17 protein-coding genes and 1 tRNA gene are annotated in these 23,463 nt (G+C 63.7%); all 18 read left to right on the forward strand.

Annotation, left to right across the window (positions count from 1 at the left end; genetic code table 11):
- Positions 1–3 precede the first annotated feature (3 nt).
- Positions 4–1,362, forward strand: coding sequence for an NADH-quinone oxidoreductase subunit NuoF (gene nuoF, locus CSC73_RS16540; RefSeq protein WP_163842634.1), 1,359 nt, complete (start codon positions 4–6; stop codon positions 1,360–1,362).
- The gene (gene nuoG, locus CSC73_RS16545) at positions 1,359–3,596 is read left to right on the forward strand and encodes an NADH-quinone oxidoreductase subunit NuoG (RefSeq protein ID WP_163842637.1); all 2,238 of its coding nucleotides are present in this window, start codon (positions 1,359–1,361) and stop codon (positions 3,594–3,596) included. The genes nuoF and nuoG overlap by 4 nt, the downstream gene beginning before the upstream one ends.
- Positions 3,593–4,684, forward strand: coding sequence for an NADH-quinone oxidoreductase subunit NuoH (gene nuoH, locus CSC73_RS16550; protein ID WP_163842639.1), 1,092 nt, complete (start codon positions 3,593–3,595; stop codon positions 4,682–4,684). The genes nuoG and nuoH overlap by 4 nt, the downstream gene beginning before the upstream one ends.
- A 3-nt stretch (positions 4,685–4,687) precedes the next feature.
- Positions 4,688–5,176 (forward strand): NADH-quinone oxidoreductase subunit NuoI, encoded by a 489-nt coding sequence (nuoI, locus tag CSC73_RS16555; protein WP_093280418.1) that lies wholly within the window; start codon positions 4,688–4,690, stop codon positions 5,174–5,176.
- Positions 5,177–5,183: 7 nt separating this feature from the next.
- Positions 5,184–5,840, forward strand: a complete 657-nt coding sequence (locus CSC73_RS16560; protein WP_093280417.1) for an NADH-quinone oxidoreductase subunit J — start codon at positions 5,184–5,186, stop codon at positions 5,838–5,840.
- On the forward strand, positions 5,837–6,142 hold the full coding sequence (gene nuoK / locus CSC73_RS16565) for an NADH-quinone oxidoreductase subunit NuoK (RefSeq protein ID WP_093280416.1): 306 nt from the start codon (positions 5,837–5,839) through the stop codon (positions 6,140–6,142). Before CSC73_RS16560 ends, nuoK begins: the two co-directional genes overlap by 4 nt.
- 16 nt (positions 6,143–6,158) lie before the next feature.
- On the forward strand, positions 6,159–8,270 hold the full coding sequence (gene nuoL, locus CSC73_RS16570; RefSeq protein WP_163842642.1) for an NADH-quinone oxidoreductase subunit L: 2,112 nt from the start codon (positions 6,159–6,161) through the stop codon (positions 8,268–8,270).
- A 34-nt stretch (positions 8,271–8,304) separates the two neighbouring features.
- Positions 8,305–9,816, forward strand: a complete 1,512-nt coding sequence (locus CSC73_RS16575; RefSeq protein WP_163842644.1) for an NADH-quinone oxidoreductase subunit M — start codon at positions 8,305–8,307, stop codon at positions 9,814–9,816.
- A gap of 9 nt (positions 9,817–9,825) precedes the next feature.
- Positions 9,826–11,271 carry an NADH-quinone oxidoreductase subunit NuoN gene (gene nuoN / locus CSC73_RS16580; protein ID WP_163842647.1) on the forward strand — a complete coding sequence of 482 codons (1,446 nt, stop codon included), beginning with the start codon at positions 9,826–9,828 and terminating at the stop codon, positions 11,269–11,271.
- A 118-nt stretch (positions 11,272–11,389) separates the two neighbouring features.
- Positions 11,390–11,466 (forward strand) — tRNA-Met (locus tag CSC73_RS16585).
- 226 nt (positions 11,467–11,692) lie between these two features.
- Positions 11,693–12,358: a ribosome maturation factor RimP gene (rimP, locus tag CSC73_RS16590; RefSeq protein WP_163842648.1), complete on the forward strand. Its 666-nt coding sequence runs from the start codon at positions 11,693–11,695 to the stop codon at positions 12,356–12,358.
- A gap of 3 nt (positions 12,359–12,361) precedes the next feature.
- Entirely contained in the window at positions 12,362–13,873 is a 1,512-nt protein-coding gene (gene nusA / locus CSC73_RS16595) for a transcription termination factor NusA (protein WP_093280411.1), read from the forward strand.
- A 130-nt stretch (positions 13,874–14,003) separates the two neighbouring features.
- Positions 14,004–16,628, forward strand: a complete 2,625-nt coding sequence (infB, locus tag CSC73_RS16600; RefSeq protein ID WP_163842651.1) for a translation initiation factor IF-2 — start codon at positions 14,004–14,006, stop codon at positions 16,626–16,628.
- 85 nt (positions 16,629–16,713) lie between these two features.
- Positions 16,714–17,079, forward strand: coding sequence for a 30S ribosome-binding factor RbfA (gene rbfA / locus CSC73_RS16605; protein ID WP_425502341.1), 366 nt, complete (start codon positions 16,714–16,716; stop codon positions 17,077–17,079).
- Positions 17,080–17,211: 132 nt separating this feature from the next.
- The gene (gene truB / locus CSC73_RS16610) at positions 17,212–18,174 is read left to right on the forward strand and encodes a tRNA pseudouridine(55) synthase TruB (RefSeq protein WP_163842653.1); all 963 of its coding nucleotides are present in this window, start codon (positions 17,212–17,214) and stop codon (positions 18,172–18,174) included.
- Positions 18,175–18,365: 191 nt separating this feature from the next.
- Positions 18,366–18,626 (forward strand): 30S ribosomal protein S15, encoded by a 261-nt coding sequence (gene rpsO / locus CSC73_RS16615; protein ID WP_093280407.1) that lies wholly within the window; start codon positions 18,366–18,368, stop codon positions 18,624–18,626.
- 170 nt (positions 18,627–18,796) lie between these two features.
- Positions 18,797–20,905 carry a polyribonucleotide nucleotidyltransferase gene (gene pnp, locus CSC73_RS16620; RefSeq protein ID WP_163842656.1) on the forward strand — a complete coding sequence of 703 codons (2,109 nt, stop codon included), beginning with the start codon at positions 18,797–18,799 and terminating at the stop codon, positions 20,903–20,905.
- 253 nt (positions 20,906–21,158) lie between these two features.
- Positions 21,159–23,463, forward strand: a 2,305-nt coding sequence (locus CSC73_RS16625) for an RHS repeat protein (RefSeq protein ID WP_163842658.1), incomplete at its 3' end; no start/stop codon positions are given.

Consider the following 23,463-nt stretch of genomic DNA (forward strand, 5'->3'; position numbering starts at 1 on the left):
CGCATGGCACATCACCCACACGCCTCCGAAGGCTACGGCCCGGTCGGCCCCGCACCGAAAGAGCACCAGGTGGTCTACACCACGCTGCATTTCGACAAGCCGTGGTCGTACGAGAACTACCTGAAGACCGGCGGCTACAGCGCGCTGCGTAAGATCATCGAAGAGAAGATCGCGCCGGCCGACGTGGTCGAGATGGTCAAGCAGTCCGGCCTGCGCGGCCGCGGCGGCGCAGGCTTTCCCACTGGCCTGAAGTGGAGCTTCATGCCCAAGGGCGACATGCAGAAGTACATCCTCTGCAATTCCGACGAGTCCGAACCCGGCACCGCCAAGGACCGCGACATCCTGCGCTACAACCCGCACGCGGTGATCGAAGGCATGGCTATCGCCTGCTATGCGACCGGTTCCACTGCGGCCTACAACTATCTGCGCGGCGAGTTCCACCACGAACCCTTCGAGCACCTGGAAGAGGCCACCGCCGAGGCCTACCAGCACGGCTGGCTGGGCAAGAACGTGCTGGGTTCCGGCATCGACATCGACATCTACAACGCGCTGGGCGCCGGCGCCTACATCTGCGGCGAAGAGACCGCGCTGATGGAATCGCTGGAAGGCAAGAAGGGCCAGCCGCGCTTCAAGCCGCCGTTCCCGGCCAACTTCGGCCTGTACGGCAAGCCGACCACCATCAACAACACCGAGACCTACGCCTCGGTGCCGGCGATCATCCGCAACGGCGCCGAGTGGTTCCTCAATCTGGGCAAGCCGAACAACGGCGGCCCGAAGATCTTCTCGGTGTCCGGCCATGTCGCGCGTCCGGGCAACTACGAAATCCGTCTAGGCACGCCGTTCTCCGAATTGCTGGAAATGGCTGGCGGCATCCGCAACGGGCACAAACTGAAAGCGGTGATCCCGGGCGGTTCTTCGATGCCGGTGCTGCCGGGCGAGACCATGATGGGCTTGACCATGGACTACGACAGCATCCAGAAAGCCGGCTCCGGCCTGGGCTCGGGCGCGGTCATCGTCATGGACGAAACCACCTGCATGGTCCGCGCCTGCCAGCGCATCGCGCGCTTCTATTACGCCGAGTCCTGCGGCCAGTGCACGCCGTGCCGCGAAGGCACCGGCTGGATGTACCGCATGATCACCCGTGTGGTGGAAGGCAAGGCCACGCTGGAAGATTTGAATACGCTGAAGGCTTCCGCAGGGCAGATCGAAGGCCACACCATCTGCGCTTTCGGCGAAGCCGCGGCGTGGCCGGTGCAGGGTATGCTGCGCCACTACTGGAACGAGTTCGAGTATTTCATCCTCAACGGCCGTTCCATCGTCGATGAGAAGTACGATCGCGTTGCCGAGGAGCGCGCCGCATGAGTGCGCAACCCGTCAACCCGAATCTCGCGCCCGACCACGTCACCGTCTTCATCGACGGCGTGGAACTGGCCGCACCCAAGGGCTCGATGATCATCCAGGCCGCCGACAAGGCCGGCATTCCGATCCCGCGTTTCTGCTACCACGACAAGCTGGCCATCGCCGCCAACTGCCGCATGTGCCTGGTGGAAGTGGAAAAGATGCCCAAGCCCGCGCCGGCCTGCGCCACGCCGGTGATGGACGGCATGAAGATCGCCACGCGCAGCGACAAGGCCTTGAAGTCGCAGCGCAACGTGATGGAGTTCCTGCTGATCAACCATCCGCTGGACTGCCCGATCTGCGACCAGGGCGGCGAGTGCGAGCTGCAGGACCTGTCGCTGGGTTACGGCCGTTCGGTCAGCCGTTTCCAGGAACGCAAGCGCGTGGTGCCGGACGAGGACATCGGTCCGCTGGTCGCCACCGAGATGACACGCTGCATCCAGTGCACGCGTTGCGTGCGCTTCACCGCGGACATCGCCGGCACCTACGAGCTGGGCGGCATGTACCGCGGCGAGAATCTGCAGATCGGCACCTACGACGGCAAGCCGCTGACCACCGAGCTTTCCGGCAATGTCGTGGACGTGTGCCCGGTCGGTGCGCTGACCAACAAGGTGTTCCAGTTCCGCGCACGTCCGTGGGAACTGATTGCGCGCGAATCCGTCGGTTACCACGATGCGATGGGCTCCAATCTGTTCACCCATGTGCGCCGCGGCGAAATCCTGCGTACCGTGCCGCGCGACAACGAAGCGGTGAACGAGTGCTGGTTGTCCGACCGCGACCGCTATTCGCACCAGGGTTTGTACGCCGAAGACCGCGCGGTCAAGCCGCTGCTGAAAGTCGGCGAAGATTGGAAAGAAGTGTCCTGGGCCGAAGGTCTGGCCGCAGCCGCCGAAATCCTGCGTGCCAACCAAGGCGATGCGCTGGGCGTGCTGGCGCATCCTGCCACGCCTAACGACGAAGGCAGCCTGCTGGCGCGTCTGGCCGAAGCGCTGGGCAGCGGCAACATCGACCATCGCATCTTCAACCGCGATTTCTCCGATGGAGCGGTGGCCGAACCCTTCGCCATGCCGCTGGCCGAGATCGAACAGGCCGACGCCATCGTCCTGCTCGGAACCAACATCCGTCACGAACTGCCGCTGCTGCACCAGCGCATCCGCAAGGCCAACACGCAGCGCAAGGCCAAGGTCTACGCGGTCAATCCGGTGGATTTCGACTTCGCGTTCACGCTGGCGGGCAAGCAGATCGTCGCACCGTCGGCTTTCGCCGGCGCGCTCAACGATGCGGCTCTGCTGGAAGCAGTGAAGGGCGCCAGCCGTCCGGTGCTGATCGTCGGTGGCTTGGCCGAGAACCATCCGCAGGCCGCATCGATCCGTGCTGCCGCCAAAGCATTCGCTGCTGCGACCGGCGCCGCTCTTTGCCGCATTCCCCAGGGGGCCAACGCGGTTGGCTTGGCGCGCAAGGGCGTGCTGCCGTCCAAGCGCGACGTTGCCGGCATGTTCGCCGAGCCGCGTTCGGCCTATGTCATCTACGGCATCGAACCGGGCCTGGACTTCGCCGACGGCGCCGCTGCGCAGAAGGCATTGAAAGCGGCCAAGGTCGTGGCTTTCAGCCATTTCGCCTGCAAGTCCACGCGCAACGTGGCCGATGTGATCCTGCCGATCGGCGCGCTGCCTGAAATCGAAGCGGTGCTGACCAATCTGGACGGCGTCGAACAGCGTACCCAGGCCGGCGGCAAGCTGCCGGGCGAAGCACGCGAAGGCTGGAAAGTGCTGCGTGCGCTCGGCGGCGAATTGCAATTGCCGGCGTTCGAATTCACCGACCTGGCCGGCGCGCGCGCGGTCGGCAAGTCCAGCGGGCCGGCCAGCATCGCCAGGTCCGCGGCTCCGTCGACAACGGGCGAAGGCCTTGAGTTGGCCGCTACGGCGGCCATCTATCGCACCGACGGCGTGGTCCGCCGTGCGCAAGCGCTGCAAGCGCACCCGCTCAATGTGTCGCCGCGCATCACCTTGAACCCGGACGATGCCCAGGCCGCCGGCCTGAGCCAAGGTCAGGTCGCCAAGGTCGGCGCGCCGGATGGCACGGCGACCTTGCCGGTCTTCATCGACAAACGGGTGGCAAAGGGCGTGGCCTGGATAGAAAGCGGCCATGGCGCGACCGCGCCGTTGGGCGCCGGACGGGTGACGGTGGTGGGCGCATGAACGAGTTGCTATTGAACGCCATCGATCCGCTGCGCGAATGGTTCTTCGCGCTCGGCGATATCGGCGTTGTGCTGTGGATCGTGCTGAAGATCCTGCTGATCGCGGTGCCGGTGATCGTGGCTGTCGCGTTCTACGTGGTCTGGGAGCGCAAGCTGATCGGCTGGATGCACGTGCGCCACGGACCGATGTACGTGGGCATGGGCGTCTTCCAGGCCTTCGCCGACGTGTTCAAGCTGCTGTTCAAGGAAGTCCTGATGCCTGCCAGGGCACAGAAGACCATGTACATCCTTGGACCGCTGATCACGCTTGCGCCGGCCTTCGCCGCATGGGCCGTGGTGCCTTTCGACGCGAAGGTCGTGCTGTCCAACGCCAACGCCGGTTTGTTGTACCTGCTGGCGATGACCTCGCTGGGCGTGTACGGCATCATCATCGCCGGCTGGGCGTCCAACTCGAAGTACGCTTTCCTGGGCGCGATGCGTTCGGCCGCTCAGGTAGTCAGCTACGAAATCGCGATGGGCTTCGCCCTGGTCGGCGTGCTGATCGCGGCGGGCAGCATGAACCTCAGCGACATCGTGATGGCGCAGGCGGGCAACAATGGTCCGTTCGAGTGGTTCTGGCTGCCGTTGTTCCCGTTGTTCATCGTGTACTGGGTGTCCGGCGTGGCCGAGACCAACCGCGCGCCGTTCGACGTGACCGAAGGCGAATCGGAAATCGTCGCCGGCCACATGGTCGAATATTCGGGGGCGGCGTTCTCGCTGTTTTTCCTGGCCGAATACGCCAACATGATCCTGGTCAGCTTCCTGGTGTCGCTGTTCTTCATGGGCGGCTGGCTGAGCCCGCTGCAGGGCTGGATTGTCGCCGACGTGTCGCCGTGGGTGAACTGGATATGGCAGGGCGGCTGGCCGTGGCTGCTGCTGAAGGTGGGTTTCTTCGCCAGCGCGTTCATCTGGTTCCGCGCCAGCTTCCCGCGCTACCGCTACGACCAGATCATGCGCCTGGGCTGGAAGGTGTTCATTCCGCTGACCATCGCCTGGATCGCGGTTACCGCATTGATGGTGTTTTTCGGCGTGTTCGAGAAGGGCGTCTGAGTAATGAATAAAGTTGCCCACTACTTCAAGAGCCTGATGCTGCTGGAGCTGCTCCAGGGCCTGTGGCTGACCTTCAAGTACACCTTCAAGCCGAAGTACACGGTGATGTACCCGATGGAGAAGTTCCCGCAGTCGCCGCGCTTCCGCGGGCTGCATGCGCTGCGCCGCTATCCCAACGGCGAAGAGCGCTGCATCGCCTGCAAGCTGTGCGAGGCGGTGTGCCCGGCGCTGGCCATCACCATCGATTCGGAAAAGCGCGAGGACGGCACCCGCCGCACCACCCGCTACGACATCGACCTGTTCAAGTGCATCTACTGCGGTTTCTGCGAGGAAAGCTGCCCGGTGGATTCCATCGTGGAAACCCACATCCTGGAATACCACTTCGAAAACCGTGGCGAGAACATCGTCACCAAGCCGCAGCTGCTGGCGATCGGGGACCGGTTGGAAACCGAGATCGCCGAGCGCCGCGCCGCCGACGCCGCCTTCCGCTGAGGTCACGATGGATCTGCTGCTCGCTTCCTTCTACGCATTCGCCGCCATCGCGGTAGTCGCCGCCGGCGGCGTGATCAGCGTGCGCAACCCGGTGCATGCGGTGCTGTGCCTGATCCTGACCTTCTTCTCCATCGCCTGCATCTGGCTGCTGGTGGGCGCCGAATTCCTGGGCGTGGCGCTGATCCTGGTGTACGTGGGCGCGGTGATGGTGCTGTTCCTGTTCGTGGTGATGATGCTCGACATCGATATCGTCAAGCTCCGCGAGGGTTGGGTGCGCTACCTGCCGGTCGGCCTGGTGGTGGCGGTGGTCATGCTGGCGGAAATCCTGGCCCTGATCGGCTTCAAGGCCAAGCTGGCCGTGCCGTACGCGGCCAATGCGGCCTCCGAGGCGGCCGACGTTTCCAACACCGCGTGGCTGGCGCGCACGCTGTTCACCAAATTCCTGCTGCCGTTCGAATTCGCGGCCGTCATCCTGACCGTGGCGGTGATCGCGGCGGTGATGCTGACCCTGCGCAAGCGCGAAGGCAGCAAGACGCAGAACCCTGCCGAGCAGTCGCGGGTGAAGGCCGGCGACCGCCTGCGCATGATCGACGTGGCGGTGGAAACGCCGACCCGCGAGACCCTGATCGTGCCGCCGCCGGCCGAACCGGAGACCAAGCCATGATCGCCCTGGGCCACCTGCTCGCGCTGGGCGCGGTGCTGTTCTGCATCAGCGTCGCCGGCATCTTCCTCAACCGCAAGAACATCATCGTGCTGCTGATGTCGATCGAGCTGATGCTGCTGGCGGTGAACATCAATTTCATCGCCTTTTCGCGCCAGTTCGGCGACCCGGACGGGCAGATCTTCGTGTTCTTCATCCTGACCGTGGCCGCTGCGGAAGCCGCGATCGGCCTGGCCATCCTGGTCACCCTGTTCCGTACCCGGCGCACGATCAACGTGACCGAAGTCGATTCCTTGAAAGGCTGATGCACCGATGACGGGCATGGAAATCATCATCTCCAAGAACATGCTGCTGGCGATCGTGCTGGCGCCGTTGCTGGGAAGTATCGTGGCCGGTCTGTTCGGACGGCAGGTAGGCCGTGCCGGCGCGCACTGGGTCACCATCCTGGGCGTGGCGGTCAGCTGCGCATTGTCGGGGTGGGTGCTTTACCAGCTGGTCGGAGGCGCCGCGCCGTTCAACGAGAACGTCTACACCTTCTTCCAGATCGGCAACTATTCCGGGCATGTCGGCTTCATGATCGACAAGCTGACCGCGATGATGATGGTGGTGGTCACCTTCGTGTCGCTGCTGGTGCACGTCTACACCATCGGCTACATGGCCGACGATCCGGGCTACCAGCGGTTCTTCAGCTACATCTCGCTGTTCACCTTCTCCATGCTCATGCTGGTGATGAGCAACAACTTCCTGCAGCTGTTCTTCGGCTGGGAAGCGGTGGGTCTGGTGTCGTACCTGCTGATCGGATTCTGGTTCAAGCGCCCCAGCGCGATCTTCGCCAACCTCAAGGCCTTCCTGGTCAACCGCGTCGGCGACTTCGGCTTCCTGCTGGGCATCGCGGCGGTGCTGTTCTGGTTCGGCACGCTGGATTACGCCACGGTGTTCGCCAATGCGCCCATGCTGAAAGGCGTCACGGCGCAAGTGATCACCGGGCATCCGTGGAGCGTGGCCACGATCATCTGCATCTGCCTTTTCATCGGCGCGATGGGCAAGTCCGCGCAGGTGCCGTTGCACGTCTGGCTGCCCGACTCGATGGAAGGCCCGACCCCGATCTCGGCGCTGATCCATGCCGCGACCATGGTCACCGCCGGCATCTTCATGGTGGCGCGCATGTCGCCGCTGTTCGAGATGTCGGAGACGGCGCTGAATTTCGTGCTGTTCATCGGCGCCACCACCGCGTTCTTCACCGGCCTGATCGGCATCGTGCAGAACGACATCAAGCGGGTGGTCGCCTATTCCACGCTGTCGCAGTTGGGCTACATGACCGTGGCGCTGGGCGTGTCGGCGTATTCGGCCGCGATCTTCCACCTGATGACCCACGCGTTCTTCAAGGCGCTGCTGTTCCTGGGCGCCGGCTCGGTGATCATCGCTCTGCACCACGAGCAGGACATGCGCAAGATGGGCGGCCTGCGCAAATACATGCCGATCACCTTCATCACCATGTGGATCGGCACCCTGGCGCTGGTGGGCACGCCTTTCTTCTCCGGTTTCTATTCGAAAGACACCATCATCGAAGCCGCCGCGCATCACGCGCACGAAGCGCACAGCTGGGTTGCGACCTACGGTTACTGGGCGGTGCTGGGGGGCGTGTTCGTGACCAGCTTCTACAGCTTCCGCCTGCTGTACCTGACCTTCCACGGCAAGGAGCGCTTCCGCGATGCGCACGACGACCATGGCCACGGCCACGAGGCGCACGCGCATGACGACCATGCGCACGATGATCATGGTCATGGCGCCCATGAGCCTCATGAGTCTCCGTGGGTCGTGACCGTCCCGTTGATCCTGCTGGCGATTCCCTCCATTGCGATCGGCTTCTTCACCATCGGTCCCATGCTGTTCGGTACCGACTGGATGGGCCATCACGTGGCGGCGTCGGTCCCCGGTCAGGCGCTCACTTTCTTCAGTGGGGCGATCGATTTCATGGACCCGGCGCGCGACACGGTGATGGCGTTGAAGGAAGGGTTCCACGGCCCGGTCAAGTTCGCTCTGCACGGCATGACCGCGTTGCCTTTCTGGCTGGCGCTGGCGGGTTTCCTGGCAGCGACCGGGTTGTACATCTTCGCCTCCCCGGAACTGCCGGCGCGCATGCGCCACAGCAAGCTCGGCGCGTTCCTGGCCAACATCCTGGACAAGAAGTACTGGATGGACACGTTGTGGATCGGCGGTTTCGCCGGTGGCGGCGTGGCCCTGGGCGATCTCTCGAACGCCATCGACAGCAAAGTGATCGATGGCGTCGCGGTCAACGGCAGCGCCAAGCTGGTGGACATGGCCGCCAACCTGTTGCGACGCACCCAATCGGGTTTCCTCTACCACTACGCCTTCGCGATGATCCTCGGCCTGATTGCACTGCTGGCCGTGCTCATCCGGTTTTGGCAATGAACGCCGCGGCGTTGAACTGACGGATTAATAACACGTGTCGAACTGGCCTTTATTGAGTGTATTGATCTGGCTGCCCATGTTGGGCGGCGCGCTGATCCTCGCGCTGGGCAATGCCCGGGCGCGCGCCGCGCGCTGGACCGCGCTGGTGGTGGCGCTGCTGACCTTCGTGGCCAGCATCGGTCTTCTGACCGGCATCAACCCGGCCGATCCAGGCATGCAGTTCGTCGAAACGCACGCGTGGATCCCGGCCTACGACATCGGCTACAACCTGGGCGCCGACGGCATTTCCATCGCCCTGATCGTGCTGACCACGCTGACCACGGCGCTGGCGCTGATCGGCGCGTGGACGGTGATCGAGAAGCGCGTGAGCCAATACGTGGCGGCGTTCCTGTTCCTGGAAGGCATGATGATCGGCGTGTTCTGCGCCACCGACGCCATGCTGTTCTACGTGTTCTTCGAGGCGATGCTGATCCCGATGTTCCTGATCATCGGCGTCTGGGGCGGGCCGCGCCGCATCTACGCTTCGGTCAAGTTCTTCCTGTACACCTTCCTCGGCTCGGTGCTGATGCTGGTGGGCCTGATCTACCTGTACCTGAAGGGCGGCAGCTTCCAGTTCGCCGATCTCTACCAGCTGTCATTGAACGCAAAGGAGCAGACCTGGTTGTTCTTCGCCTTCCTGATCGCGTTCGCGGTCAAGGTGCCGATGTTCCCGGTGCACACCTGGCTGCCGGATGCGCACGTGGAGGCGCCGACCGCCGGTTCGGTGATCCTGGCGGCGATCATGCTGAAGATAGGCGGCTACGGTTTTCTGCGCTTCACCTTGCCGATCCTGCCCGACGCAGGCCACGAATGGGCCTGGCTGGTGATCGTGCTGTCGCTGATCGGCGTGGTCTACGTGGGCCTGGTGGCGCTGGTGCAGGACGACATGAAGAAGCTGATCGCCTATTCGTCGGTTTCGCACATGGGCTTCGTGACCCTGGGTATCTTCATCGCGTTCGGTCTCATCCGCGATCACGGCAACCTGGATGGCGCCCGCCTGGCCTTGCAGGGCTCGATGGTGCAGATGATCTCGCATGGCTTCGTTTCCGGCGCCATGTTCTCCTGCGTCGGCGTGCTGTACGACCGCATGCATACGCGCATGATCCGCGACTACGGCGGCGTGGCCAACGTGATGCCGTGGTTCGCGGTGCTGTTCGTGTTCTTCGGCATGGCCAATGCCGGCCTGCCGGGCACCAGCGGTTTCGTCGGCGAGTTCATGGTCATCGTGGCCAGCTTCCAGAAGCATCCGTACCTCGCGCTGACTGCAGCCTCGACCCTGATCATCGGCGCGGCCTACACCCTGTGGCTGGTGAAGCGCGTGATGTACGGCGAAGTGGCCAACGCGCATGTGGCGGAAATGGAGGATCTCAACGGCCGGGAAATACTGGTGCTCGGGGTGTTCGCGTTGGGCGTGCTGGCGATCGGCATCTGGCCGAAGCCGCTGACCGACCTCATGGAGCCCTCGATCGCGCAACTGGCGATGCAGCTCGCCACCAGCAAGCTGTAAGGAAGAATGATGACCACCCCGACGTTATCCGCCACCGCCGACCTGATGCCGCTGCTGCCCGAACTGGTGCTGATCGGAGGCGCTTTCGCGCTGCTGATGCTGGATCTGTTCCTGGACAACCAGCGTCGCGTGGTCACCCATGCGCTGACGCTGGCTTTGCTGGCCGGCGTGCTGGCCATGATCGCCTGCGGGATAGGCGGGCAGGGCACCGTGTTCGGCGGCATGTTCGTACGCGATGTGATGGCCGACGTCAGCAAGGTGGTGATCCTGCTGGTGAGCGGGCTGTCGCTGCTGTACGCGTGGCCCTACCTGCGCGAACGCAAGCTCTACCCGGGCGAAGTACCGGTGCTGGTCCTGTTCGCCACGGCCGGCATGATGATGCTGGTGTCGGCGGGCAATATGGTGCTGGTCTACCTGGGTCTGGAACTGCTGGCGCTGTGTTCCTACGCGCTGGTCGCGCTGGACCGCGACAACGGCCTTTCCACCGAGGCGGGCATGAAGTACATCGTGCTCGGTTCGCTGGCGTCGGGACTGCTGCTGTACGGCATGTCGCTGGTCTACGGCGCCACTGGAACCCTGGACCTGGCCGGCATCCATGCCGCGTCCACCCAGGTCGGCGACAAAGCCCTGCTGCTGACCGGCGTGGTGTTCCTGGTCGCGGGCCTGGCGTTCAAGCTGGGCGCCGCTCCTTTCCACATGTGGCTGCCCGACGTGTACCAGGGCGCGCCGACGCCGATCACCTTGTTCATCAGCGCCGGCCCCAAGCTGGCCGCCTTCGGCATGGCCTACCGCCTGCTGGAAAACGGCGTGGGTCCGATGTCCGAGCAATGGCACCTGATGCTTGCCGGGCTGGCCGCCGCCTCGCTGGTGATCGGCAACGTGATCGCCATCGCTCAGACCAACCTCAAGCGCATGCTGGCTTACTCGACGGTCTCGCATGTCGGTTTCCTGTTGCTGGGCCTGGCCGGCGGCGAAGCGCGCGGCTACGCGGCTTCGCTGTTCTACGGCATCAGCTATGCGGTGATGTCGGCGGCGGCGTTCGGCGCCATCGTGGTGCTGTCGCGACAGGGTTTCGAAGCCGACAAGATCGACGATTTCAAGGGCCTGAACGCGCGCAATCCGTGGCAGGCGGGGCTGGTGTTGTGCGTCATGGCCTCGCTGGCCGGCGTGCCGCCTTTCCTGGGTTTCTGGGCCAAGCTGGTGGTGCTAGGCGCGGCGCTGGATGCCGGACTGGTGTGGTTGGCCGTGCTGGGCGTGGTCTGCGCGGTGATCGGCGGTTTCTACTACCTGCGCGTGATCAAGGTGATGTACTTCGACGAGCCTGTGGGCCAGCTGCCGCCGCCGCGCGGCGATCGCGTGGTTCCGGTGGTGTTCGGTGTCAATGCGCTGGCGTTGCTGGTGTTGGGAATCTTCTGGAATCCCATCATGGCGTGGTGCCAGCAAGCCTTCGCCTGAAGTCGCTTTTTGCCTGACTGCAGGGAAAACCATCCCCATCCCGGCCTTCCCCTTGAAGGGGAAGGAGAGAATGCGGGCTTGCAATAAAAGCACCGAGTCACCATAATTCCGCTTCTGATGCGGGGTGGAGCAGTCTGGCAGCTCGTCGGGCTCATAACCCGAAGGTCGCAGGTTCAAATCCTGCCCCCGCTACCAAGCTTTTCGGTTTCATGGAAAGCCTCTTGCAGAGGCTTTTTTAGCGACCAAGGCCTGGGCTCGTGAAGGCGAATGTTCCCGCCTGAACACCGGAATCCAGCAGTATCGGACAAGGGGCCCATCAGGGCCCTTTGTTGTTTCCGGGCCGTCACTTTCCTTATTCACGATTTCATTCACGATTCCCTTCAATCACGATCTTCTTCCACTGCCGGCGAATCATCACCACGTGAGCGACAAGGCAAAACAAATCGCGAACCTGCTGTCCCCCACGGTGCAGGCCCTGGGCCTGGAGCTGCTGGGCGCCGAATATCTGCCTGCGCCGGGCAGCGCCACGCTGCGCCTGTATATCGACGTGACCGAGGCCGAGCGCGACACGCGCATCGTCAATATCGAAGACTGCGAGGCGGTGAGCCGCGAGGTTTCCGCCCAGCTCGATGTCGAGGACCCGATCACCGGCAACTACACGCTGGAAGTGTCTTCGCCCGGCATCGAGCGTCCGCTGTTCGCCCTGGCCCAGTTCGCCCGCCACCAGGGCGAGTCGGCCAAAGTCGTGCTGAGGCTGCCGCAGGAAGGGCGTCGCCGCTTGCAGGGCCAGATCGTCCGCGTGGAAGGCGGCAATATCGTGTTCCTGGTCGACAACGCCGAGATGACGGTGGCTTTCGAGAACGTGGACAAGGCCAGGATCATGCCCGACTGGGTGGCGCTGGGTTTCGCGCCGCAGCCCAAGAAGGCGGGCCCGGCCAAGAAGGCCGCCCCCCAGAAAGCAGCGCCGGCCAAGAAGGCGGCCAAGAAAAAACCGGCCGGGAAACCGGCTTCCAAAAAACCGGCCCCAAAGCAACCGGGCCAGGCGAAAACCAACCAACCGGCGGCCAAGCGGCCGCGCGCGGAGTAAACGATGAGTAAGGAATTATTGCTGGTAGTGGATGCGGTGGCCAACGAGAAAGGCGTGCCGCGCGAAGTGATCTTCGATGCCATCGAGGCAGCGCTGGCCTCGGCGGCGAAGAAGCGCTATCCGGACCAGGAAGTGCTGACCCGCGTGACCATCGACCACAAGACCGGCGAGTACGAGACTTTCCGCCGCTGGGAAGTGGTGGCCGACGACGTGGTCATGGAATCGCCCGACTTCCAGATCCGCCTGATGGACGCGCTGGACGAAAGCGATGGCGCCGAAGTGGGCGACTACGTGGAAGAACAGATCGAGAACCCCGACTTCGGCCGTATCGCCGCCCAGGCCGCCAAGCAGGTCATCGTGCAGCGCGTGCGCGAAGCCGAACGCGCGCAGGTGGTCGATGCCTGGAAGGACCGAGTGGGCGAGCTGGTCACCGGCATCGTCAAGCGCGCCGAGCGCGGCAACATCTACGTGGACCTGGGCGGCAATGCCGAGGCCTTCATTCCCAAGGACAAAGGCATCCCGCGCGACACCCTGCGCGCCGGCGACCGCGTCCGCGGCTATCTGTTCGACGTGCGCACCGAGCCGCGCGGCCCGCAGCTGTTCATCAGCCGCGCCGCCCCGGAGTTCATGATCGAGCTGTTCAAGCTGGAAGTGCCGGAAGTGGGCCAGGGCCTGGTCGAGATCAAGGCCTGCGCGCGCGACCCCGGCGACCGCGCCAAGATCGCGGTGCTGGCGCACGACACCCGCACCGATCCCATCGGCGCCTGCATCGGCATGCGCGGTTCGCGCGTGCAGGCGGTGTCCAACGAGCTGAACGGCGAGCGCGTGGACATCGTGCTGTGGAACGACAGCGCCGCCAATTTCGTCATCAACGCCATGGCCCCGGCGGAAGTGCAGTCGATCATCGTCGATGAAGAGAAGCACTCCATGGACCTGGCCGTGGCCGAAGACCGCCTGGCCCAGGCCATCGGCAAGGGCGGCCAGAACGTGCGCCTGGCCAGCCGCCTGACCGGGTGGCAGCTGAACGTGATGACCCAGGACCAGGTCTCGGCCAAGTCCGAAGCCGAGCAGGCGGTCGCCCGCCAGCTGTTCGTGGACAAGCTTGAGGTGGACGAGGAAATCGCGGCCATCCTGGTGGCCGAAGGCTTCAATACGGTCGAGGAAATCGCCTACGTGCCGGTCGGCGAGCTGCTGGCAGTGGAGGGCTTCGACGAGGATATCGTGGAAGAACTGCGCGCCCGCGCCCGCGATGCGCTGCTCAACGAAGCCCTGGCCGAGGAAGAGGAAGTCGACGAGAACCAGCCGGCCGAAGACCTGCTGGCCCTGGAAGGCATGGACGACGAAACCGCCTATGCATTGGCCGGTCACGGCGTGCGCACCAGCGAGGATCTTTCCGACCTGGGCACCGACGAGATCGTCGAATTCGGCATCGAAGGGCTGGACGAGGATCGCGCCAAGGCGCTGATCCTGGCCGCCCGCGCCGAGGAGATCGCTCGTCTGGAGCGTGGCGAATGATCGCCACGCTGGCACGTCTGGAACCCGGCCTATGAGCCGGCAATGAACTCCGCCCTGCAGAATACAGGGCTAGAATCCGCGTTCCCTTCGCAATAGGCGCAGGGACGCCTACGAAGGTCACAGGATCCGAATGACGCAGCAAACCACCATCCGCAAGCTCGCCGAACTGGTCAACACGCCGGTCGAGAAACTGCTTGAGCAGCTGGCCGAGGCCGGCATGAGCTTCAGCGGCCCCGACCAGCCCGTGACCAGCACCGAGAAGATGAAACTGCTCGGTTTCCTGCGCCGCACCCATGGCAAGGCCGACAAGCCCGCCGAGGACGACGCTGCGCCGAAGAAGATCACGCTCAATCGCCGCAAGGTGCAGGAAGTGACGGTTGCCGCCGGCCGCACCAAGACCACGGTCAACGTGGAGGTCCGCCAGAAGCGCACCTACATCAAGAGCGACGAGGTCGAAGCGCCGCCCAGCGACGAGCGCGCCGATGCCTTGCGCAAGCTGGAGGAATCCAAGCAGCGCAACCTGGAAGAACAGCGGCGCCTGGCGGAAACCGACAAGAAGCGCGCCGACGAGCGCGAGCGCCTGCGCCAGGAAGAAGAGGCCGTACGCCTGAAAGCCGAGGCCGAACGCCTGCAGGCCGAAGCCGAGGCCATCGCCGCAGCTACCGGCGCCACGCCGGCCGACGAGGACGAAGCCGCTCCGCGCGCCGCCAAGCCCAGCGGCCACCACGTTCCCAAGCCGCCGGTGCGCAAGGATCCGCCGCGCGCGGACGACCGCAGCGCCACCACCGCCAGCAAGCACAAGACCCGCGGTTCGCACGCGATGGTCGCCGGCGTGGAAGACGACGACAGCACCCAGCGTTTCGCCGGCCAGCTGCACCTTTCCGCGGCCGATCGCGCGCGCCGCACGACCACCCGCGGCAAGCCCAAGCCGCGCCGCCAGGAACAATCGCGCGGCGGCACCGGCACCCATGGCTTCGAACGTCCCACCGCACCGGTGGTGCGCGACGTAGCCATCGGCGAAACGATCACGGTGGCCGACCTGGCGCAGAAGCTCGCGCTGAAGGGCGGCGACGTGGTCAAGGCGCTGTTCAAGATGGGCGTCATGGCCACCATCACCCAGACCATCGACCACGACACCGCCGCGCTGGTGACCGAAGAACTCGGCCACAACGTGGTGCGCGCCGACAGCGGCGACGTCGAGGACCACCTGATCGCCCACAGCGAAGCCGACCAGGGCGAACAATCGCCGCGTCCGCCGGTGGTCACCATCATGGGCCACGTCGACCACGGCAAGACCTCGCTGCTGGATTACATCCGCCGCACCAAGGTCGCCAACAGCGAAGCCGGCGGCATCACCCAGCACATCGGCGCCTACCACGTCGAAACCGACAAGGGCGTGATCAGTTTCCTGGATACGCCCGGCCATGCCGCCTTCACCCAGATGCGCGCCCGCGGCGCCAAGCTCACCGACATCGTGGTGCTGGTGGTGGCCGCCGACGACGGCGTCATGCCGCAGACCATCGAGGCGGTGAAGCTGGCCAAGGGCTCCAACGTGCCGTTGATCGTGGCCATCAACAAGATGGACAAGAGCGACGCCGATCCGGGCCGGGTGAAGAACGAGTTCCTGACCCACGACGTGGTCGCCGAAGAGTTCGGTGGCGACACCCAGTTCGTCGAGGTTTCGGCCAAGACCGGCGCGGGCGTGGACAACCTGCTCGATTCCATCCTGCTGCAGGCCGAAGTGCTGGAGCTGAAGGCTTCCTACACCGGCCGCGCCAGCGGCGTGGTGATCGAATCCTCGCTGGACAAGGGTCGCGGCCCGGTGGCGACCGTGCTGGTGCAGCAGGGCCTGCTGAAGAAGGGCGATTACCTGGTCTGCGGCACCCAGTACGGACGCGTGCGCGCGTTGTTCGACGAAACCGGCGGCCAGCCGGCCGAAGCCGGCCCGTCGATCCCGGTGCAGGTGCTCGGCTTGTCCGGCGTGCCGGACGCGGGCGACGATTTCGTGGTCGTCGCCGACGAGCGCCTGGCCAAGGACGTGGCCCAGCAGCGCGACGCCAAGCGCCGCGAATCGCGCCTGGTGCAGTCCGCCGGCAGCCGCATGGAAGACATCATGTCGCAGCTGGGCAAGGGCGAAGGCCAGCTGGTCCTGAACCTGGTGATCAAGGCCGACGTGCAGGGTTCGGTGGAAGCGTTGAAGCAGTCGTTGGTCGCCTTGTCCAACGACATGATCCGCATCAACATCATCCATTCCGGCGTGGGCGGCATCACCGAGTCCGATGCGAACTCCGCATTGACCTCCAAGGCCACCATGATCGGCTTCAACGTGCGCGCCGATGCGGCCGCGCGCCGGATCGTCGAATCCAACGGCATCGACCTGCGTTACTTCTCGATCATCTACGACGTCATCGACCAGGTGAAGCAGGTGGCTTCCGGTTTGCTGGGCGTGGAGATCCGCGAAGAGATCATCGGTATCGCCGAAGTACGCGATGTGTTCCGCAGCTCCAAGTTCGGCGCGGTCGCCGGCTGTATGGTCGTGGAAGGCACGGTCAAGCGCAGCAAGCCGATCCGCGTGCTGCGCGACAGCACGGTGGTGTTCGAAGGCGAGCTGGAATCGCTGCGCCGCTTCAAGGAAAACGTGGACGAAGTGCGCAACGGCACCGAATGCGGCATCGGCGTGAAGGCGTACAACGACGTGCAGCCGGGCGACCAGATCGAGTGCTTCGAACGCATCGAAGTGCAGCGCACGCTGTGAGGCCGGGAATCGGGAATCGGGAATCGGGAATGGCAGAAGCCGGTGCTTTGCTTTTCCCATTCTCCATTCCCCGTTCTCCATTCCCATGAAGACATTCCACCGCAGCGACCGCGTCTCCGCCCAGCTCCGCCGCGAGCTGGGCAAGCTGGTGCACGAGTTCGTGCGCGAGCACGGCCTGCCGTCGGTCAGCGTGTCCGACGTCGAGGTCACTCGCGATCTGGCCCACGCCAAGGTGTTCGTCACCGCGCTGATGCAGGAAAAGTCCGCCGAAGCGGTGAAGGACCTGAAGGAATTATCTCCGCAGATCCGCTACCAGCTGGGCAAGGCGATGAAACTACGCCACGTGCCCGAGCTGCATTTCCATTACGACGATTCGGTGGACCGCGGCGAGCGCATTGAGAACCTGTTGCGGGATCTGCCCCCGCCGCCGGCCGACGAAGACGAATCGTAGGGCGGGCATTGCCCGCCGCGAATCGCCATGAACCTCGCGGCGGGCAATGCCCGCCCTACGTCGTTTTTTCATGCAGCATATGAAGAGCGTCGCGGGCAGGGCCCGCTCCTACAAGGACTACGCTGCACCCTAATGTCGCTGCCCAAGGTCAAATTCCGACGCCTCGACGGCATCCTGTTGCTGGACAAGCCGCAAGGGCTCAGTTCCAACCAGGCTTTGCAGCGGGCGCGGTTCCTGTTCCGCGCGCAGAAGGGCGGGCATACCGGCAGCCTGGATCCGCTGGCCACCGGCCTGCTGCCGCTATGCTTCGGCGAAGCCACCAAGATCGCCGGCAATCTGCTGGGCGCCCGCAAGGCCTACGACACCGTCGCACGCCTGGGCGTCACCACCGACACCGACGACGCCGAAGGCCAGCCGCTGCGCGAGCGCCCGGTCGGAAAATACACGCTGCCCCAGATCGACGCAGCGTTGCGCCAGCTGACCGGCCGCATCCAGCAGCGCCCCCCCATCTATTCGGCGCTCAAGCGCGGCGGCGAGCCGTTGTACGCCAAGGCCCGGCGCGGCGAGGTCGTGGAAGTGGAACCGCGCGAGATCGAGGTCCACCGTTTCGAACTGCAGTCGGCCGCCGACCTGCTGGACGGCGGCGAGCCGCTGCTGCGCCTGCAGGTGGAATGCGGTTCCGGTACCTACGTGCGCAGCCTGGTCCGCGATCTGGGCGAACTGCTGGGCTGCGGCGCGCACGTGCTGGAACTGCGCCGCCTGTGGGTGGAGCCGTTCCGCGAACCGCGCATGTGGACGCTGGAGGCCCTGCAGGCCCTGGCCCAGCGCGACGAACGCAGCCTGGATGCCTGCCTGCTACCGCTGGACGCCGGCCTGATCGGCTTCCGCCGTATCGACCTGACCGACGAGGCGGCCCGCCGCTTCAGCCAGGGCCAGCGTCTGCCGGGCATTCCGGGCCCGGTAGGGCCTTGCGCGGTCTACGACGGGGCCGGGCGGGTGCTGGGTCTGGCCCAGCTGGACGAGGGCAGGGTGCTGGCCCCGCAGCGCCTGTTCAACTGGCCCGAGCCGGGCCAAAGTCCGGCGCCGGCGCAGTAAAACCTTGTTTTGCAAGGCTTCGGCGACTACAATGCCGCGGCCTTTTCGGCATCCCCGATCGTCCATCGATCACCTTCGCGGCAATCCATCGCAGCATCCTTTAGCAAACGGCGAGCCCCGCGGTGCGCACCGCTTCCCTGTCCCGGGAATCAGCGCGTTCCTGCAGGCCACGCATCTCAAGAGAAAAGCACATGCCCATCGACACCCAGAAAGTCATTGAAGACAACAAGCGCGGTCCCGCCGACACCGGTTCGCCGGAAGTCCAGGTCGCCCTGATCACCGCCCGCATCGAACAGCTCAGCGGCCACTTCAAGACCCACAAGAAAGACCACCACAGCCGCCGCGGCCTGCTCCAGCTGGTGAACCGCCGCCGCAGCCTGCTCGACTATCTGAAGAAAAAGGACGGCGAGCGCTACAAGACCCTGATCGAGAAACTCGGCCTGCGTCGCTAAACCGAATACCGACCGCGGCGCAGTGATGCGCCGCGGTTTTGTTTGCACACAAGAAAACCGCAAGAAAAGTTTTCCCGACATCGCAATCCCCGGCCGGACGAACCCGGCCACCCGTCTGCGGCAAGGGCCGTAGCCGGTTCAACCGATAAAGCATCACCAAGGAACCAAACGTGGCAAAAATCACCAAGACCTTCCAGTACGGCAAGCACCAGGTCACCCTGGAAACCGGCGAGATCGCCCGCCAGGCCGGCGGCGCCGTCATCGTCAAGTTCGACGACACCGTGCTGCTGGTTTCCGCAGTCGCCGCCAAGAACGCGCGCGAAGGCCAGGACTTCTTCCCGCTGACCGTCGACTACCAGGAGCGTTTCTACGCCGGTGGCCGCATCCCGGGCGGCTTCTTCAAGCGCGAAGGCCGCGCCACGGAGAAGGAAACCCTGATCTCGCGCCTGATCGACCGTCCGCTGCGCCCGCTGTTCCCGGAAGAATTCCGCAATGAAGTGCAGGTCATCGCCACGGTGATGTCGCTGAATCCGGAAATCGACGGCGACATCCCGGCCCTGATCGGCGCCTCCGCCGCCGTGGCCCTGACCGGCGCGCCGTTCAACGGCCCGATCGGCGCCGCCAAGGTCGGTTACATCAACGGCGAGTACGTGTTGAACCCGACCGTCAGCGAGCTGAAGGATTCCAAGCTTGAGCTGGTCGTCGCCGGTACTTCCAACGCCGTGCTGATGGTCGAATCCGAAGCCGCCGAGTTGTCCGAAGACGTGATGCTGGGCGCAGTGATGTTCGGCCATCGCGAAATGCAGAAGGTCATCAACATCATCAACGAGCTGGTCGTCGAAGCCGGCACCAAGAACTGGGAATGGTCGGCCCCGGCCAAGAAGGACGCGCTGATCTCCGCGCTGAAGGAAGCCGTGGGCACCCAGCTGGAATCCGCTTTCCAGGTACGCGACAAGCTGCAGCGCCGCGACGCCATCGCCGCGATCAAGAAGGACGTTATGCAGGTTCTGGCCGGCCGAGCCGAAGCCGACGGCTGGAGCGCCGGCGAACTGTCGAAGGAATTCGGCGAGCTGGAATACCAGACCATGCGTGGTTCGGTGCTGGCTTCCAAGGTCCGCATCGACGGCCGCGCGCTGGACACCGTGCGCCCGATCAGCTCCAAGGTCAGCGTGCTGCCGCGCGTGCACGGCTCCTCGCTGTTCACCCGCGGTGAAACGCAGGCGATCGTGGCAGTCACCCTGGGCACCGCCCGCGATGGCCAGGTCATTGACGCGGTCTCCGGCGAGTACAAGGACCACTTCCTGTTCCACTACAACTTCCCCCCGTACTCGGTGGGCGAAGCCGGCCGCATGATGGGCCCGAAGCGCCGCGAAATCGGCCACGGCCGTCTGGCCAAGCGCGGCGTACTCGCCGTCATGCCGACCATGGAAGCCTTCCCGTACACCATCCGCGTGGTCTCGGAAATCACTGAATCCAATGGTTCCTCGTCGATGGCTTCGGTCTGCGGCAGCTCGCTGGCGCTGATGGATGCCGGCGTGCCGATCTCCGCCCCGGTTGCCGGTATCGCCATGGGTCTGGTCAAGGAAGGCAACGACTTCGTCGTGCTCTCCGACATCCTGGGTGACGAAGATCACCTGGGCGACATGGACTTCAAGGTGGCCGGTACCCAGAACGGCGTGTCTGCGCTGCAGATGGACATCAAGATCGAAGGCATCACCGAAGAGATCATGAAGCAGGCGTTGTCGCAGGCGAAAGCCGGCCGTCTGCACATCCTCGGCGAAATGGCCAACGCGATGACCGCGCCGCGTCAGGAGCTGAGCGAGTTCGCGCCGCGCCTGATCACCATCAAGATCCACCCCGACAAGATCCGCGAAGTGATCGGCAAGGGCGGTTCGGTGATCCAGGCCATCACCAAGGAAACCGGCACGCAGATCGACATCCAGGACGACGGCACCATCACCATCGCATCGGTCAACGGCGCTGCCGGCCAGGCCGCCAAGGCACGCATCGAGCAGATCACTTCCGACGTCGAGCCGGGCCGCATCTACGAAGGCAAGGTCGCCAAGCTGATGGACTTCGGTGCGTTCGTCACCATCGCTCCTGGCAAGGACGGTCTGGTGCACGTGTCGCAGATCTCCAGCGACCGCGTCGAGAAGGTCAGCGACGTGTTGAAGGAAGGCGATCTGGTCAAGGTCAAGGTGCTGGAAGTCGACAAGCAGGGCCGCATCCGCCTGTCGATGAAGGCTGTGGAAGAAGGCGAGGGTGTTGCGGCTGAGTAAGCCGTCGCGTCATTGCCGGATTCGAAAAAGCGGGCTACGGCCCGCTTTTTTTGTGCGGGAGTCAGGTTGCATGGAAGTGGGTGGTTTTCATGCTCTTTGACTACTCAGAAACGTGAGTGGACTATCCTTTGCCTGGTCGACTTGAATTTGACTCAGGTCATGGCTATACAGGGCAAGGGTACTCCGCAGGAAGTGGGGTTTGCGGGGAGTGGGAAAGGGTGACTCGGCCGGACAGGCTGCAAAGGAATTTGACGTGGGATTCTCGATTCGTGGCGTGTCGGTGGCCGCTTTGGCGTGCGCCATCCTTTCTTCTGAGTTGTCGGCACAGACTGCGGTCGAATACGGCGAAAAATCGCTGAACCCGTATATGCATCAACAGGAAACGTTCGGTCCACTGAACGACGGTATGTTCGGCGAGAGCATCAACCTTTCCACGGGAGGGATCAGTTTCAGCCAGACGGACTTGTCACTTCCAGGCAATAGCGCTTTGCCGGTAGCCTTGACCCGACGCCTGGTCGTCGATGGCAACAAGTCGCCCACGCACGCGAACGACATTGATCTGTGGAAGGATTTCGCGTTTGGCGAATGGGAATTGGACGTTCCCTATCTTTCCGGTACGTATTCCAATACCGAGGGCTGGACGGTCGATACGGCCACTCCCAACGCCCGTTGCACTTCGCCTACCAGCAATGCCCAATACGCGCCGAAACTTGTAAGCCTGAACGGCGCTTACTTCTACAGTTTCAGTTTCTGGGCCGGGATTTCCTTGTACGTGCCGGGCCAGGGCGAGCAATCGGTGTCGACTCGCATCGCGGGCACACCACTGCCACAACCGACCGCCACGCCGCAGACCTTGCTCACGACGCAATCCAATTGGCGTTTCAACTGTCTGCCGACGCTTAAAAGCGGGCAGGCGGGCGAAGGGTTCGTGGGGCTGAGTCCAGATGGCGTCAAATATTATTTTGACTGGATGGTGAGCTATCGGGAAAGGCCTCTGAGCCAAATGGTCATTGGCAGTTCGCCGCCGGGCGGCGCGCCGCCAACACATCATCTAGAAACCATGACCAGAAGCCAAGTACGCCTGTATGTCTCGCGCATCGAGGATCGCTTCGGCAACTACGTGGACTACAACTGGGCCGGCGCCAAGCTGACCTCAGTCGTTGCCAATGACGGCCGCCAGATTACCCTCGCTTATAACGCCGCCGGTGCGGTCGAATCGGCCACCAATGGCACGCAGTCGGTGAGTTACGGATACTCGAATGGGTACCTGAGCAGCGTGACTCAGCCGGACAACAGCGCATGGGCTTTCTCTTCGGCCGCCATGCGAGGCATAAATAGGTACGTACCATTCACCGACGCCAACTTCACCGACTTTCCTTTCGAATGCCAGATGATGCGCAAGCTCACCAGCGAGGAAGGGGTGTTGTCCATGACCCATCCCTCTGGTGCGGTGGGGCAATTCACGTTGGGATTCAAACGTCACTACCGAACCAACATTGATGGTGTCAGTTCCTGTCCGTTCCTGGATGAGGGAAGCCCCCAAGAAGCCGATGGCCCCCAGGCAGTCGACAACTGGTGGAGGCACAAACCCTACACCAACATTCGCTTCGATGTGCTCGCGATCAAGGAAAAGGTACTGTCTGGGCCCGGAATATCGCCCATGCAATGGGCTTACAGTCATGCCGACAGTTACAACGTGGCGCCTTATGGGTATCCCATTCAAGGCAAAAGGACCGCAACGGTAACCAATCCCGATAACACGATTGAAGTCAGCGTGTATGGCACCGACGCAACCGCCAATGAAGACCAATTGTTGTCCCTAGAAGTACGGAGCGGGCAAACGGTCGCCTCGCATACGGATCTGACGTACGTACAAACCGCCGAGCTGCCGTCTATGGGGTTCCCTGACCGTGTGGGTACTCCCCTGGTGGCCGACTGGACCGGCACCTCGCCGAGCATCAAAGACGCCAATCGGCCTTTGAAGCTCAAGACCGTCATTCAGGACGGTGCTAACTTCAACTATCGGGCAAATACGTTCGATGTCTTCGCCCGTCCGCTGGCGGTCGATAAGTGGTCTGGAGGGATGACAACCAATTTCGGCCGCACCGACGTTACCGAGTATTACGACAACCTAGGCAAGTGGGTTCTGGGGCAGGTTCGGAAAGTCACCAATACCAACACGAATGTGGTGGCATCGCAGACGGACTATGATCCTTCGACCGCAACGCCCTTGCGTCAATACGGTCCTGGAACTACTACGCTGCAAGGAAAATTGCTTAACGCCCTGACTTACAACGCGGACGGAACGGTGGCCACCGTCAAGGATGGCAACAACAATATCACCACCCTAACCGACTGGTACCGCGGCGTGCCGCGCAATATCCAGTATGCCGACAGCACCACTGAGTCGGCGGTTGTCAACGGCAATGGTTGGATCACCGCGGCCACCGATGAGAACGGGTTCACCACCAGCTACGGCTATGACGCCATGGGGCGCATGGCCAGCATCGTCTATCCCACCGGCGACAGCACCGTCTGGAATACAACGACGCAGAATT

This window comes from Pseudoxanthomonas sacheonensis (assembly GCF_010093305.1).
Classification (GTDB): Bacteria; Pseudomonadota; Gammaproteobacteria; order Xanthomonadales; family Xanthomonadaceae; genus Pseudoxanthomonas_A; species Pseudoxanthomonas_A sacheonensis.